This is a genomic window from Lyngbya sp. CCAP 1446/10 (assembly GCF_026130175.1).
In the GTDB taxonomy this organism is placed as follows: Bacteria; Cyanobacteriota; Cyanobacteriia; order Cyanobacteriales; family Microcoleaceae; genus Microcoleus.
This window is the reverse complement of the sequence record NZ_JAIGNI010000009.1, coordinates 84,417-99,708: the sequence shown is the minus strand read 5'-3', so window position 1 is coordinate 99,708 and position 15,292 is coordinate 84,417. Positions and strand designations below refer to the sequence as shown.

The window sequence follows — 15,292 nt, the reverse complement described above, 5'->3', positions numbered from 1 at the left end:
TATATAAAATTTAGTGGGTTAACAAGCTTGCGGTCTTAATATATTAACTTATGCTTTATTTTAACTCGTTGCTGTTTTGAAACCAATCTACCATATCAGGTCTGGTCTGCTGTGACAAATTATGTTTACTTAACTGTATGTGTATAAAATTATGCACTCCCCCCACTTTCGGTAGACGACTGTACAATACAGGCAGGACCAAAATAAATATGTCCTGATTCAGATTTCAAATCAAATTTAATATGTTATTTGTGCACGCACTTTTAGATTTCACGGACTGCTTTACAGATCGTAATTCGGGGTCGATCGACCTTTCCTGCAATTATTGGTACGAAGGCCGTTGTCCTCAAAGCGGCGAGCTGCTGAGACTGCCCCGCAATCGAATGTCTGAGGAGATCGCCAGGGGCTTGATGCAATACCTGGCTGCTGACAATTCCTGCACTACCGAGGGCAAGATGTACGGCATATTGCTGGTGGAGATGCCTTGGGGGGAACAGCGGATTCTGAAAGCATTTTCCGGGATGCTGAACGGTTGCAGCGTTGTTGACGGCTGGGTGCCGCCGATTCCAGGACGATCGCGAGTTGCATTCGAGGAAGCCCGCACGTTGGCCCAATTGGAGGCGATGAAACAGGAACTGATTGCACTGAATCAACTCCCGCAGCGACAGGATTATACGGCTTTATTGGGCGAGTTTGAATTGCAATTGCAAGTTTTGAATGAGCGCCACCGCAATTGCAAGCAGCAGCGAGACGAAAAACGCCAGTTGCTATGTCAAACTATCGCAGGAGAAACACTCTTAATTGCATTGGAAGAACTGAATCAAGCCAGCCGTTTGGAGGGAATTGAACGGAGGCAATTGAAACGGCAGCGGGATCAAATATTGCAGCCACTAAAACAATTAATTGAAGCTGCTGACGGGCGGATGCGGACGCTGAAACAGCAGCGAAAAGAACTTTCCCGCGAACTTCAGACGCAGATGCACGCGGCTTACACTCTGGTGAATTTTTTGGGAAAATCGCGATCGATCCAGGAATTGATGCCAGCTAATTCTATTCCCACTGGCACCGGTGACTGCTGCGCGCCAAAATTGCTGCACTGCGCGGCAGTACACAATTTGAAACCGCTAGCAATGGCTGAGTTTTGGTGGGGGCCGCCATCGGGGGATAAGGTTCAGGGAGAATTTTACGGTGCTTGTGGCGATCGATGTCAGCCACTCATGGGTTTTTTGCTGTCAGGATTGTCGCCAAATCCAAGTATTTCGCAACCGAAAGCTTACCCGGATTTTCAATCGTCGGCTAATCACAAAACTCGGTCACAAGTCCGATCGCAAACATTTTCACATCAGCATTTTAGTGGCGGGTTAGAAGCCCGCCCCACAAGTGAGAAAAATTCTGGTGGAACGGGCATCTTGCCTGTTACCGATCGCAGTACAATCACTGATTACCAGCAAATGCTGCCGATTGTTTATGAAGATAAATGGTTGATTGCGATCAACAAACCCTCAGCTTTGCTGTCAGTTCCCGGCCGTTATTTGGCAAATCAAGATAGCGTGCTAAGTCGCTTGCGGAACTTGTTACCGGATGGGTTAGAACTGACTGCGGTGCATCGCTTAGATTTAGGAACATCTGGGATTTTGCTGCTAACACGGGACAAAGAAACCGCCAGTCAAATCAGGCAGCAATTTGAGAAACGCCAGGTTCACAAAGTTTATGAAGCAGTGCTTTCGGGGACTGTCAACATAGAGGCGGGGACGATCGAACTGCCGATCGCCGAAGACGCGGAAAATTCCCTGCTTCAGCAAGTTGATTGGGAGTTCGGAAAACCCAGCGTTACTCGCTTTCGGGTAATGGCGCAACAGGGAAATTACGATCGCGTGGAGTTTTTGCCACTGACGGGGCGCACGCATCAATTGAGGGTTCATGCAGCGGATGTTCGAGGGTTGGGAATACCGATTTTGGGCGATCGACTGTACGGATGTCGCGCTGCTGCGAGCCGGCTACACTTGCACGCGCGGGAGCTTTCCTTTGAGCATCCGCAGTTGGGATCGAGGCTGCACTTACGGGCGGCGACGCCATTTTGAGAAAAGGGCGATCGCGCGGGCGAGCGATAATTGATCGCAAATGTGTGATGCCGTTAGTATTGCGGGCGATCGATGATCGATTCAAGTTATGCTCATAAGCGATCGAACTCTGAATTTCCCTGATTCTTCAGTTGAAAAAATACCAAAACCATGAATACCCCAACAACTTCTCCACTCCTACTCAGTCCCTTCAAATTGGGAGATTTATCCTTAAAAAACCGGGTAGTCATGGCACCCCTGACACGGAGCAGAGCTGGTGAAACGCGGATGCCCAATGCTTTGATGGCAGAGTATTACGCTCAGCGGGCCTCCGCTGGTTTAATCATTACAGAAGCTACGGTGATTTCTACTCAAGCTAATGGTTGGCTGAATACGCCCGGTATTTATTCAGACGAGCAAGGCGAAGCTTGGAAACAAGTTGTGACTGCGGTTCATGCCCGCGAAACACCAATTTTCATGCAGCTTTGGCACTGCGGGCGGGCTTCCCACAGTAATTTTCATGAAAACAATCAATTACCAGTTGCAGCGTCTGCCATCAAAATCAACGGAGAAGGCATTCATACCCCTGCGGGCAAACAACCCTACGAAACTCCCCGCGCTCTCTTAACAGATGAAATTTCGCTGGTTGTGGAAGATTATCGCAAGGCCGCAGAACGGGCAAAAATGGCAGGTTTTGACGGTGTAGAAATTCACGCGGCTAACGGCTATTTAATTGACACGTTCCTGCAAACTAAAACCAATCACCGCACTGATTCCTATGGCGGCAAAGTCGAAAATCGTTACCGTTTTCTTAAAGAAATTGTGGAGGCGATTCTGACAGTATTGCCTGCCAACCGAGTTGGAGTTAGACTTTCTCCCAACGGTGTTTACAATGATATGGGTTCTCCCGAATATCGGGAAGATTTTCTGTATTTCGCGGGTCAGTTAAATGCCTATGATTTAGCTTATCTTCACCTGGTGGATGGTTTAGCTTTTGGCTTTCATGAATTGGGTTCGCAAATGGTGATAGGAGAGTTTCGCGATGTGTTTTCCAAGCCGCTGATTGGCAACTGCGGATATACTCAAGAACAGGCTGAAACGGCCTTGAGCAGCGAAGTTGCGGATTTAATTGCTTTTGGTCGGGATTTTATCAGCAATCCAGATTTGGTAGAGCGTTTTGCTAATGGTTGGCCGCTCAATCCGCCTGCGGAAGTTGGCGTCTGGTATTCTTTTGGCCCGGAAGGTTATATTGACTTTCCTACTTATCAGGAACCGGCAGCTATTTCTTAGTTTAGTCGATCGCACGGGGCGGAGCGATATCAAGTATCGCAACCGCTTTCGTGGGTTAGGAAGCCATGCCAGTAAGATATGCAAAACTCCCAATCAGTCGCCTAACTTGAGCCAAAGCTTCTTCGCCTGCAATCGGTTGCACTGAAGCATCCCGAACCTCGTCTCTGCGTCTTTTTGCTTCAGTAATCCAAACTGCCTGAATTGCTGAGTCGGTGTCGAATTCTCAGCTTTCTACCAATTTGTCTGCAAGGAGTGCCCTTGATTCATTAAGTAAAGATAATATTTATTCTGTCAGTTGCTCGATCGACTGCATAGCTCCTCGCAGAATACTAAAGTCTAAACTTATTGTAACAGTTGAGATCTAGAACGTTTGGGCCTATCCTATTAACCTGAGGGTATCTCAAAAGATCCGAGCTGCTAGCTCAGCTTTTGAGATACCCCAAAATAATCAGTAGCGATCGAAGCATTTTTAAGAAAATGGCACAAAATCACAAGTCAACGGTTATCATTACCGGCGCATCCTCCGGCGTCGGATTATACGGCGCTAAAGCCCTTGCAGACAAAGGATGGCACGTAGTCATGGCCTGTCGCGACGTGCGCAAAGCCGGAGATGCCGCCCAAGAGTTGGGCATACCTCAAGGCAGTTTCACGATTATGCAGATTGACTTGGGCGATTTGGAAAGCGTGCGCCGATTTGCTAGGGAATTCAAGTCAAGCAACAAGCCTCTAGACGCTTTGGTGTGCAACGCGGCTATCTATATGCCTTTGATTAAGGAACCGCTGCGAAGCCCTGAAGGTTACGAGTTGACGATGACTACCAATCACCTTGGTCATTTCCTACTATGCAACCTGATGATGGATAGTATGAAGCCTTCGTATTATCAAGATGCCAGAATCGTGATTTTGGGAACTGTAACTCACAATCCAGACGAGTTGGGCGGCAAGATTCCGCCACGCCCGGATTTGGGCAAGTTTGAGGGTTTTGAAGCGGGTTTCAAAGACTCGATTTCGATGGTTGATGGCAAGAAGTTTGAACCAGTCAAGGCTTACAAAGATAGCAAAGTTTGTAACGTGCTGACGATGCGGGAACTGCACCGCCGCTTTCACGAATCCACGGGGATTAATTTCACTTCGCTGTATCCGGGATGCGTCGCGGATACGCCACTTTTCCGCAATCACTACCCTTTATTTCAGAAGCTTTTCCCGCTGTTTCAGAAGAATATCACCGGCGGTTATGTGTCGCAGGAGTTGGCGGGCGAAAGGTTAGCGATGGTGGTTGCAGATCCAGAATACAAGCAATCTGGCGCTTATTGGAGTTGGGGAAATCGGCAGAAAAAAGATGGCAAATCTTTTGTGCAGAAGGTTTCTCCGCAAGCCCGCGATGATGAAAAAGCTGAGCGGATGTGGGAGTTGAGCGCTAAGTTGGTGGGATTGGCTGACGGGGCCCAAATGGGTGCTGCTAGTGCGGGTCGTTCTGCATAATTCATCTCGTTTCCGGTTGCATCGGAATTATATATTTGAATCGTCGTCAAGAGTGCGATTTCAAGAGTGCGATCGTCCCCGATCGCGAGTGTCAATCACGCGAGTGGGGACGATCGTACTACAAATGCAAAAATGAGCATATATTGTAGGGTGCGTCAAGCCAAAAATCTAATTATTTCTTACACAACCTAAGTCTGACGCACCTTATACATCAAAATTTATGAACAGAATATTTCGCGCGATCGCTCTGATTTTAATCGCATTAAGCTGCATTGCTGCTGTTTTAATTCAGCCATCGCGATCGGCCTTAACCGCACCAACTCCAGCGCAGCAATTCGGAGTTCGAGGAGGAAATGTCGCTCAAACAACTAATTTTGAACGGCACTTTCAAGAATTAGGAGTAGAAGGATCGATCGCCATTTATGACTTGAATAGCGATCGGCTTTATCAACACAACCCGCAGCGCAACAGCACAGCTTTTTTACCCGCATCTACATTTAAAATTCTCAACTCCCTGATTTCCTTAGAAACCGGCGTAATTGCCAATGAACTTGCAATTCTAACTTGGGATGGAATTGAAAGGCAAATTCCCGCCTGGAATCGAGACTTGAACATGAGAGAAGCCATCAAACTTTCCGCCGTCTGGTTTTACCAAGTTCTCGCGCGCCGAGTCGGACACGAGCAAATGCAAAAATGGGTAGCAAAAGCCGATTATGGCAACCAAAACATTGGAAAAAAAGATGATATTGACAAATTTTGGTTAGAAGGAGAACTGCGAATCACACCCAACCAGCAAATTCAATTCTTGCGCCGTCTCCACAAAAACGATTTACCATTTTCCGAGCGATCGCTCTCTCTAGTTAAAGATATCATGATTGTCGAACAAACCCCCGATTACACAATCAGGGCAAAAACAGGCTGGGCTGGCTTTGGAGAGCAAACAGAGACTCAAATTGGCTGGTATGTCGGTTATTTAGAGCAGAATAAAAACGCTTACTTTTTTGCAACAAACATTGACATTCGCAGTACAAAGGATGGAGCAGTTAGAATCGAGTTAACGCGCCAATGCTTGAAGGATATCGGGCTGCTGTAAATGCTTTATCTGTTCTCTAATAAAAAGCGTGTGGGTGGTTCTTCTAAAATCTTACCATTTCATATCTTGAAAAACATCTGCGTGTAAGCTGTTGTGCATTTAAATTGTATATTTTGATGACAATCAAAAATCCTCTCCCCCTCTCCCCCTCTCCCTTTCTCCCCCTCTCCCCCTCAATCGCCATACACAATCTATCTATATGAGTAACAGCTTATCTGTGTTAATCTGCCTCGATCTGCGGTTTCCCGATCGCTCAAAAAATCACGCAATAAGTTTACCAATTAGCAATTACCTTTTTCCCAATCTTACCAAAATTCAAAATCTTTTTAATACTTAACAATTTATTTTGCGAAATGCAGGTGACAACTGCTGTATCAAAAGGCTAAGCTAGTTGCAAGCTTTGGAACTAAGCACGAACCGCAGCCAATTTCACTCGCCTTTAAAATATGGCAAAAGAATTAGCAATAGACACTCGCGGACTCACCAAACAATTCGATCGCCATATTGCGGTTAATGACATCGACTTGCAAGTCGCCGCCGGCGAAATCTGCGGGCTGATCGGCCCTAACGGTGCGGGAAAAACTACCTTGCTGCGAATGTTAGCCGCCGCTGAGGAACCGACAACAGGGGAGATTTACATCAACGGCTGTCCCTTGTTGCGCGATCGATCTAACCCCACTCTCAAACAGCACATCGGCTTTCTTCCCGACGATTTTCCCCTGTACGACGACCTGACTGTGTGGGATTATTTAGATTACTTTGCCCGATTGTACAACCTGCGGCAACCCCGCCGCCGAGAACGCATCTATGCAGTTTTAGAACTCGTACAATTAACCAACAAACGCAACAGCTTAATTTCCACTCTGTCGCGGGGGATGAAACAGCGCCTGAGTTTGGGACGAACTATTATTCACGAACCGCTGTTGCTGCTGTTAGACGAACCAGTTTCGGGTTTAGATCCGATCGCGCGATCGCAATTTCGCGAAATTATCAAAGCTGTGCAACAAGCCGGCATGACCGTAGTCATATCATCCCACGTTCTCAGCGATTTAGCCGAACTTTGCACCTGGGTAGGGATTATGGAACTCGGTTATCTTGTCGAAAGCGCCCCTTTGCAAGAACTTTACAAACGCCTGGGAAAACAGCAAATTTTCATGGCAACTTTGGGCGATTTAGCAGCGCTGACATCGGAACTCAAAAACTTTCCTTGGGTTGAAAGTTGGGAAATCTTGCCGGAAACTCAGCAGGTGTGCGCTCATTTTTCGGGAAGCCGGGAAGATGCAGCTAATTTATTGCGATCGCTCGTCAATGCTAACATTCCCCTCACGGAATTTCACTGCACTCAAGAAAACCTAGAAACTATCTTCCTCAAGATGGGACACAAACAAGCATCTTGACAGTTGACAGTTGTCAGTTGACAGTTGTCAGTTGACAGTTGACAGTTGACAGTTGTCAGTTGACAGTTGAGGGCGACTTTTTCACTCATAACTCAAAACAATTACCTATGAACACAAACATACTAGATACAATTGGTAACTGGAATTCCCAGTTATTCCGAGAACTCAAAGGTCGGCTGAAAATGGGCAAAATTGCGATCGTCAGCGCCTTTTCCCTCAGCGCTCAACTGCTGCTAATCTTGTATTGGCGCGCCCAGCTACCCGTTGCCACTCCTGTCGGTAATTACATTGATTCCAGCAGATTTTGCACCGAATCAAATGACAATGGTAAGCGGATAATATGCATCAAAGATGCGGCAGGAAATTTTATCATTAACTGGCCGTCTTGGTGGCTACAAATATTTGTTGTGCTGAGCATATTTAGTGCGATCGCACTTTTAGTAGCCGGCACTTATCTACTCGTCAGCGACTTAGACAAAGAGGAACGTCGAGGCACACTCAACTTTATTCGCCTCAGTCCCCAATCTGCCACCACAATTTTTCTCGGCAAAATTCTCGGTGTCCCAATTTTACTGTATCTCGCAGCAATTCTGGCTGTACCGCTCCACGTCTACAGCGGATTAGCAGCTCAAATACCTCTGTATCATATTTTATGTTTCGACATAGCAATGGTAGCTAGCTGTGCTTTATTCTACAGCGGCGCGATGCTATTTGGCTTAACAACCAGTTGGTTGGGAGGGTTTCAACCTTGGTTGGCTAGCGCTGCGGTTTTGACTTTTATTACCACAGCTTTTTGTGCACCGTCAGTCGGCAATGCTGCTGATTTGCTGACATTTTTGTCTCCGGCTGCTGTCCTGAAACAGGTAGTTTATCAAGTTAGTCTGTCATCTGATTATAACCTTAATTGGTTCATCGGAGAGTTCGATCGCCTGAAATGGTTTCATTTGCATATTGGCGAAAATTTTGTATCTTTTACCGCCTTATCTTTATTGATTTGTGGGGTGGCAACCTACTGGATGTGGCAGGGATGGCAGCGCCGTTTCCCCAACCCCAGCGCCACTGTTTTGAGCAAGCGACAAAGTTATTTGCTGGTGATTTGCTATCAGTCAATAATTTTAGGGTTTGCACTCCAATCAAATAGGTACTCGATTGACGGTATCGCCTTTTTATTGATTCCAAATTTGATGGTATTTTTAGCTTTAATTGCGGCTTTAACCTCGGAAAGACAAGCTTTGTACGATTGGGCGAGATATCGGAAACAAATCGTTCCCAGCAGTCATAAATCGTGGCGCAGATACCCGATACTAGATTTAATTTGGAGTGAAAAAAGTCCGGCATCAGTTGCAATAGCAATCAATCTCCTCAGTTCGACAGTGATTTTAATACCTTGGCTGCTGGTGAATCCCAACGCTTTTCCGAGCATGATTACCTTCATCAATCTCATCCTGATTTACGCGGCTGTTACCCAACTATTCATGTTCGCAAAAATCCGAAACCAGGCAGTTTTGGCGGCTTGTACAGTCGGAGGCGCTATCTCTTTACCACCAATTATTTTGTATATGCTTTCCCTCACCCCAGAAAAAGCTCCTTTCATTTGGCTGTCTTTAGTATTTCCCGTCTTTGGATCGTCGGCCCTGGAGAGCGCGTCAGGACATACTATTTTGCTCTCAATCCTCGGCCAGTGGACTGTGTTGGTGCTGCTGAATTTGCAATTGAGGCGGCAACTCCGAATCGCTGGGGAATCGGCATCTAAAGCTTTGCTGAAGGCTTGAAAAAATAAAACGGCGGTTTCAACCGCCTGCTATTTTGGAAACAGTCGGATGTTTCAATTGAGAAGGGAGTTGAGCCAGTCATGGACTTCTCCTTTTTTAATGCGATTTGATGATTCCGAATCAAAGGCATCTTTCAAAACTTCAGACATGACTATTTCATATGCGGGGTGATTGCGTTCTATTAAGTAGAGTTTTTCATAACTCAATTCTGTGATGTCTTCGAGAATAATTGGTTGCGTTGAAATTGCTTTAGGCAGTATACATTTATGAGCTTTTGTCCCAGAAAATTCACCGTGATTCATACTAGCTTTTTTCAATTAAGTGAGGTAGGTGGATCTGGATCGTAGTGCAAGTAATACCAATTTAAAAAATCCTTGCTACAATACTCTTCGTTGAGTTTGTTTCCTCAAATATTATCGCGCGTGCTGGTGCGTCGCTCGCTAGATTTTTCGTCTTTTTTTGAGTAAAATCGATGGCGACACTACGAATCTTTACTCTTTAGTCGGCGTCCGGCTGACATCGTTTGTGTAGACGCGGTTGAAACCGCCGATTTTTTTCGGTTTGTCACTAACTATACTTGCGGCCGCGCCACTGAGTAGGCTGATTTAAAGCAGAAATCAGAATTCGCACAAACGCCAGCGGATCGGCCAAAGGTGACAGCCAAAACAGCCATTTACCCGATGCTTGAGTTGTATCGTAACTCGGAGCGATCGCAAAACACAAAGCCGATCGCACCGCCACCAAAAATACATTCAATCCCCACAGCCAAAACTGCGGAAACGCGCCCACAGCAGGCACAGAACCAGACAACAAATACCACAGGACGATCGGCACCGGCAAACCTTGAACCGCGAATAACAGCCACAAATCGCCCCAAATTTGACCGCTAGAAGCAGCATCTTTCAAATCGAGCGATCGCCCCCACTCATTCCAAGTCTCGATCGCCCCCTCATACATCCGCACCTTCAACACCTTCGCCCCATCCAAAAAACCCACCTTAAAGCCCTGAGCCGCAGCATAGCGAGCCAAAGTCACATCATCGCAAAAAGAACCTTTTGCCACCTCATAGCCCCCTAAAGCCACCAAAACCTCGCGCTTACAGAGGAAACACTGACCGTTTGCCATCACCCGTTCCGGCACATCTCCCCCAGTTCCCGTCGGCCCGAACCGATACACCAAAGTCATTAACAGTGCAGGTTGCAGCCACAACTCGCCCGGATATTTCAGGATAAACTGCGGCGACAGCGAAATCAAATCATAATTTCCAGCCACCGCCGTCTTTAGCAAACTCGCAATCAAACCTGGATGCGGCTGAGTATCCGCATCTATCCCCAAAATCCACTCGCATTTGTCGGAACTTGCCAAAAAACCCCAATTCAGCGCCCACGGACGACCAACCCAACCCGTCGGTAGCGGATCGTCGTTAATCAACCGAAACCGGGGGTCTTTTTCGGCGGCAGCTTTGACTAAATCCCCTGTTCCATCTACCGAATAGCTGTCAACTACGATCGCCTCTCGGAGCTCGTAACTTTGGCGGCTCAATCCTTCCAAACAAGGCGCAATTCTCTCTGCTTCGTTCAAAGTCGGCACCACCGCCGTACAAGCACCAAGCATATCCAGTGTCGGCGAATCCGGTTCTAGGGGCGGGATGCGCGATGGGCCTTTAATTAAGCGCGACATTAAAAGGGCGGCGGCGGGTAATTGCAGCAGCAGGAGTGCGATAGGGATGATGCTTGTCAAGAGATTTGGGAGGTTGGGGGCGATGGGGGAAATCAATTTAAAATAAGGAAGTTGATCAAATTTTGACTTAAAACATATTACAGCAATTGGGCTTGAAAATATCGCTGAAAAACCCGGTTTCTTGCCGAAACCGGGTTTTTAAAGTAGCTCAAACATTCCTGCTTAGATCGCAATAGGGTTCCTTTAAGCACAATCTGACTTTTAAAAGAGTGAAGTAGGGAGCCTCGGAAGCTTGATATTGTCGGGAAAAACTCACAATCTCACAACTGACGCAGGCCCGCAATAAATGGTGCATCAGAATTAGATTTTCGGTGATGATTGAGAATTACTTTTCCTGACGCACCCTACCGCTAATCTCTAGCTGAAAAAACCCGGTTTCTTGTCAAAACCGAGTTTTTAAACTAGCTGAAAAATTCGTGTAAATTTTTGCCAAATCAGCCGCGATTGCTCATTAGCCGCTTACTTACGCAAAGCGCCCACGCGCTGAGATGGAATTTCAGCTTTGAGAGCAGATTCCAAAGATGGAATTGCTTCAGTTACGTCATCTACTGCGGGTTTTGCAATCCTGCTTAACACGATCGCCGGAACTACACCCAGAAGCACAGCTAGCGATGTCGGGAACCAGAACCGAGAATCCAAGGAAGTGACAGTGATAATTGCTCCGAAAGCAAAGTTTACCAAATAAACAATTAAGGGCAAACTCAATTCCGATCGCTCTAATTTAATCGACGTTTTTCTCCAGAAGAAAGCTGCTACAGACATAAATAGAGCCCCCGTGCCCATCCATCCCGCCAAATTGCGGTAAGGCATCCCAAAGAAAGCCCCAAGTTCCTCAAACTCCCAAAAAGGTACAGAAGTTTGACTCATCGCCGGATCGAGTACAAAATCCCAAGCTGTCAATAATAGAGCGCCAAGGGCGATCGCCCCTATTTGGCGCACCCAGTTCAGTTCGCCTTTACCACCAGCGACTCCAGCGCGAGCAATTATATATGAAACCAGTCCTAGATAAAACCACGACAGGGGAATTGTAAACGGCACCAGCCCTGCAATTTTGTAGCCCAAACCGCTCAAATAGTGGTAATGGCCGAAGGGAAAACCGGTACTGGTTCCCAACAACTCGCTACTCAAAGATAAAAACACCGAAGGCACCAAAAATGCCAGAGTTGCGCCCAAACCCAACGTCCGAAAGGCATAGAGAGCAACCGCTGCTGCACCAAAAATGATATAAACTACTCCACCTCCAGCCATCCCCCATTGGAACAAAGTTTGTCCAGCGGGCGGTAAATTCATCACCAATTCGGGGCGGGGTAAAATCAGCAGCAACCCTGCCAATCCAAAAGCCATTGATAAGACGTGGGCTATCAGGCAAAAGCGCTCAGCAATCAAAAGTTGCTTCATAAGACTCCTCGAAAAAATATCAGATGCAGAAAGCACTCGTTAACAGTTTACAATCTTTAACAATCTTTAACAAAAAACCAACACAAACTGGGCACAGGCATTTTTCCAAGATTTACGCCCAGGGCCGAGAAACCCAGTTTATTAACGGATTGGCTGCAACAAGCCTAGACAAGATTGCAAAAATAGCTGGGACAGGCAAGATGCCCGTCCCACAAAGATGGTTTTTTCTGGTGGCTGGGACTGCCCGGAGAGCCCGTCCCAAAAATTTTTTCCCAGGCGAGGCAGAGCCTCTAGATATCGATACCCAGGAGAAGAACCAATGACCAATGACCAATGACCACTGACCAGTTTACTGCCAATTCCCCACCAGTACGAAAGGCGCCCAGAAATAGGGATTTTGATAATCTGGGTTTTGCAGCAGGGTTAATTGAGCGTTGCGGAGGGCTTCAGCTTTGCTGGTTTTAGCAGCAGCAAGCTGTCGGTAAAACTCAGTCATAAAAATAGCTGTAGATTCGTCGTTGACTTGCCAAAGGGTCGCGACTGTGCTGCGGGCACCCGATCGAATTGCGGCGCCAGCTAAACCCAAAGCCGCCCGGTTATCGCCGGAAGCAGTTTCGCAAGCACTCAATACCAAAAGCTCGATCGGCTGTTGTTTCTCCCCAGTGCGCGATCGCAGCAGTCGATCGAACTCCTTAACATTCACCCGCTCGTCCCAAGTCACAATAAAAGTATCCGCCGCATTCGAGCTAAACTGACCGTGAGTTGCCAAATGGACGATCGGGTAAGACAAAGCTTTCATGCGATCGCGCAACCGCCCGCTGACAAAATCTTGATTTAGCAGCGCACTCGCCGGCATCTGGGCTGAAATTTGTTCAATTTCCTGTTTCACCCCCGGCAAAGCCGAGAAGCCTTGACGCGCTTCCGACAGGCCACCAGTCAGCACTTTTAACTTGACTTGACTCAGCGGTTTCGGTGCCAGCAATTGCAGTCCCGGCGCCAAAGCAATACTGTACTTTTCTATCAAAAACTGTTCGCCATCGTGCAGCACCGCCATTGGCAGATTTCGCAAATAACCATCGAGCACAAATACCAGCGTTTTAATCCCGCTGGCAGTCAAATCCGCCTCTGCGGGGCGGATTAACCAGTCGTAAACCTGTTGAATAGGTGGCAACCTGTCGCGGACAAAAGCAGAAGGCCTGATCGTATTTTTAGCTAGTCTGAAGGCAGTTTCTAACTCGGCTTGAGACTTTTTAGTCGTGTAGCGGCGCAGGGGTTTGCCCGGAATTGATAAAATTACCTCCAAACGATCGCTTAAAATAATTGGATAAATCACCGCCGCCGTCGGATCGATTGCCTCGATCGACTTTGGTTTAGCATCAGCACAAGCATCCCGAAAAAAGTTATCCAATTCCGCCAACTGCAAAGATTCCACCGTTTGGCGCGCCTGTTTCAACTTATCTTGACTGGGGGATTCATCTTGCAAAAGCAGCCCGACTAATTCCCGATAAACCGGTTCGGCACTTTCCCGAAACGAAAATTGCACTTCGGGATTGACTGTCACCAAATCACCGCGCAGAGAAGACAGTACATTCACAGCTTGAGTATATTGAACGATCGCCCCTTCTGCATCTCCCTTAGCTTTCCGAATCCGTCCAAGTTGCCACAATAATTGGTAAGCAATATCGGGAGATTGAAACGCCGGTGCTAAACTCAAAGCCTGAATTGTCAAATTTTCGGCTTTCTCATACTGCTTTTGGGTTTCCGATAGTTTGCCTTTAGCTGCCAGAATGTAAGCTTGTATTCGTTTGTCGCCCAAACTATTTGCTGGTTCCAGAGAGCGATCGAGCATTTTGTCAATATCGATAAAACTCAAAGTTTTCCCAGGCGACTGAGCTAATTTCATCAAGCTTTGAGCTAGATTAATTTTAGCATAAAGTCCCGCGCGATTCGACGGAAATTGAGCGACTTGAGGTTCGATGGAACGCCACAAAACTTGTGCTTCCGAAGCATTTTGGTTGTCGGCCAACAGACTCAACTGATTCAATCTCGCCTGCATCCCGATAGTTGATTTCCCCGGCATAGCCTCTGCCGATCGAGTATAATATTCTAAGGCAGAGCGTTCCAAATCAGCCCGTTGTGGCGCTTTCAAACTCGGTTGATTGCTTTTCGCCCGTTGAGTATTGCCCAGATTTAGATAAATTGCCGCTTCCTCTTCTTTCAGACTCAAATTGCGAGCCGCTTCCAGTCCTGTTAATAACAATTCATTGGAACGTTCGAGTTGTCCCAAAACCCGCATCACCCTTCCTAAAGCATTAATTGCTCGAGTTTTTTCCAGGGAAAACGATTGATTTTTTAAACTTGTCAAACCTGCGGGCAACACTTCGCAAGTTTTGTTTTCCAGGTTCAAAGAACCTAACAAAATTTTGCAAGCTCTGGGGTAAAGTCCGAGAGTTTCCCAAGCGCGACTTTGATTGATTTGAACTTGAAAAAGTTGATTGTTGCGATCGATTTGCTCGAATATTTTAGCAGCTTGCGTCCAAATGTCGATCGCATCTTGAGTCTGCCCCCGTTCGAGTTTAATCTGTCCTTGAATGTTGAGAGTTTCCGCCCAAATCCGCTGTTGTTCGGGAGTTTTCGGTTGCGATCGCACCACCGACAAACTCGAATTCACAGCTTGTTCTGCTGGTTCCCAAAGTGTTAACTGCCCGTAGGTTGCAGCTAAATTGCTCAATGCCGTGGCGCGATCGAGATTTTGACCTTTTGCCTCAAACTGCGCCGCCGCTTCCTGTAACAGCGGTACAGCTTCGGAAAAACGTTCCGCAGCGTACAGAGTTCGAGCTTGTCTCAGAATCTGCACTCCTTGTGGTGACTGAATCTGAGCAACTGCGGGAGGAATCGCCACGGCTAGCAGACAGGATATCAGAAATAAGATAATTGCTTGTCGGAGCGATCGGGTAAACTTCATATAAGCTTAGAGCACTTGTATTTTAAATCGATTGAAAACCCCAGGCCAAAACCTGTGGGAGCGTAGATGAGCACCAATATTTATCCCTGTTGATC

At 47.0% G+C, this 15,292-nt stretch carries 10 protein-coding genes and 1 pseudogene; 6 read left to right on the top strand and 5 right to left on the bottom strand.

The features are described 5' to 3' along the window. The first annotated feature begins 242 nt into the window (after positions 1-242). Both K4039_RS06490 and K4039_RS06485 read left to right on the top strand, forming a co-directional pair. Positions 243-2,081: an RluA family pseudouridine synthase gene (locus K4039_RS06490; RefSeq protein WP_265234319.1), complete on the top strand. Its 1,839-nt coding sequence runs from the start codon at positions 243-245 to the stop codon at positions 2,079-2,081. 150 nt (positions 2,082-2,231) lie between these two features. Next, positions 2,232-3,350 (top strand): alkene reductase, encoded by a 1,119-nt coding sequence (locus tag K4039_RS06485; protein WP_265234318.1) that lies wholly within the window; start codon positions 2,232-2,234, stop codon positions 3,348-3,350. Positions 3,351-3,405: 55 nt separating this feature from the next. Here the strand turns inward: K4039_RS06485 and K4039_RS29765 are convergent. Next, positions 3,406-3,555, bottom strand: a pseudogene (locus K4039_RS29765) (hypothetical protein); the annotation flags it as partial. Between the two features lie 272 nt (positions 3,556-3,827). Here K4039_RS29765 and K4039_RS06475 point away from each other — a divergent pair. From K4039_RS06475 to K4039_RS06460, 4 genes are all read left to right on the top strand, one after another. After that, positions 3,828-4,832 (top strand): protochlorophyllide reductase, encoded by a 1,005-nt coding sequence (locus K4039_RS06475; RefSeq protein ID WP_265234317.1) that lies wholly within the window; start codon positions 3,828-3,830, stop codon positions 4,830-4,832. 220 nt (positions 4,833-5,052) lie between these two features. Continuing rightward, entirely contained in the window at positions 5,053-5,925 is an 873-nt protein-coding gene (blaOXA, locus tag K4039_RS06470; RefSeq protein ID WP_265234316.1) for a class D beta-lactamase, read from the top strand. Positions 5,926-6,371: 446 nt separating this feature from the next. Further along, positions 6,372-7,322 carry an ABC transporter ATP-binding protein gene (locus tag K4039_RS06465; RefSeq protein WP_265234315.1) on the top strand — a complete coding sequence of 317 codons (951 nt, stop codon included), beginning with the start codon at positions 6,372-6,374 and terminating at the stop codon, positions 7,320-7,322. A 107-nt stretch (positions 7,323-7,429) separates the two neighbouring features. After that, entirely contained in the window at positions 7,430-9,094 is a 1,665-nt protein-coding gene (locus tag K4039_RS06460) for a hypothetical protein (RefSeq protein ID WP_265234314.1), read from the top strand. A gap of 53 nt (positions 9,095-9,147) precedes the next feature. On the opposite strand, the gene K4039_RS06455 is transcribed toward K4039_RS06460, so the two are convergent. The 4 genes from K4039_RS06455 to K4039_RS06440 form a co-directional block, all read right to left on the bottom strand. Continuing rightward, on the bottom strand, positions 9,148-9,396 hold the full coding sequence (locus K4039_RS06455; RefSeq protein WP_265234313.1) for a hypothetical protein: 249 nt from the start codon (positions 9,394-9,396) through the stop codon (positions 9,148-9,150). 265 nt (positions 9,397-9,661) lie between these two features. After that, the gene (cruG, locus tag K4039_RS06450) at positions 9,662-10,870 is read right to left on the bottom strand and encodes a 2'-O-glycosyltransferase CruG (RefSeq protein ID WP_375339787.1); all 1,209 of its coding nucleotides are present in this window, start codon (positions 10,868-10,870) and stop codon (positions 9,662-9,664) included. A gap of 423 nt (positions 10,871-11,293) precedes the next feature. Continuing rightward, entirely contained in the window at positions 11,294-12,232 is a 939-nt protein-coding gene (gene cruF, locus K4039_RS06445) for a gamma-carotene 1'-hydroxylase CruF (RefSeq protein ID WP_265234311.1), read from the bottom strand. 349 nt (positions 12,233-12,581) lie between these two features. Continuing rightward, on the bottom strand, positions 12,582-15,197 hold the full coding sequence (locus tag K4039_RS06440; protein ID WP_265234310.1) for a CHAT domain-containing protein: 2,616 nt from the start codon (positions 15,195-15,197) through the stop codon (positions 12,582-12,584). Between the last annotated feature and the right edge of the window lie 95 nt (positions 15,198-15,292).

Bases quoted from the DNA above. Each gene is read 5' to 3' on its own strand.
- K4039_RS06490 (WP_265234319.1), top strand. From the start codon at position 243: ATGTTATTTGTGCACGCACTTTTAGATTTCACGGACTGCTTTACAGAT.
- K4039_RS06485 (WP_265234318.1), top strand. From the start codon at position 2,232: ATGAATACCCCAACAACTTCTCCACTCCTACTCAGTCCCTTCAAATTG.
- K4039_RS06475 (WP_265234317.1), top strand. From the start codon at position 3,828: ATGGCACAAAATCACAAGTCAACGGTTATCATTACCGGCGCATCCTCC.
- blaOXA (WP_265234316.1), top strand. From the start codon at position 5,053: ATGAACAGAATATTTCGCGCGATCGCTCTGATTTTAATCGCATTAAGC.
- K4039_RS06465 (WP_265234315.1), top strand. From the start codon at position 6,372: ATGGCAAAAGAATTAGCAATAGACACTCGCGGACTCACCAAACAATTC.
- K4039_RS06460 (WP_265234314.1), top strand. From the start codon at position 7,430: ATGAACACAAACATACTAGATACAATTGGTAACTGGAATTCCCAGTTA.
- K4039_RS06455 (WP_265234313.1), bottom strand. From the start codon at position 9,396: ATGAATCACGGTGAATTTTCTGGGACAAAAGCTCATAAATGTATACTG.
- cruF (WP_265234311.1), bottom strand. From the start codon at position 12,232: ATGAAGCAACTTTTGATTGCTGAGCGCTTTTGCCTGATAGCCCACGTC.
- K4039_RS06440 (WP_265234310.1), bottom strand. From the start codon at position 15,197: ATGAAGTTTACCCGATCGCTCCGACAAGCAATTATCTTATTTCTGATA.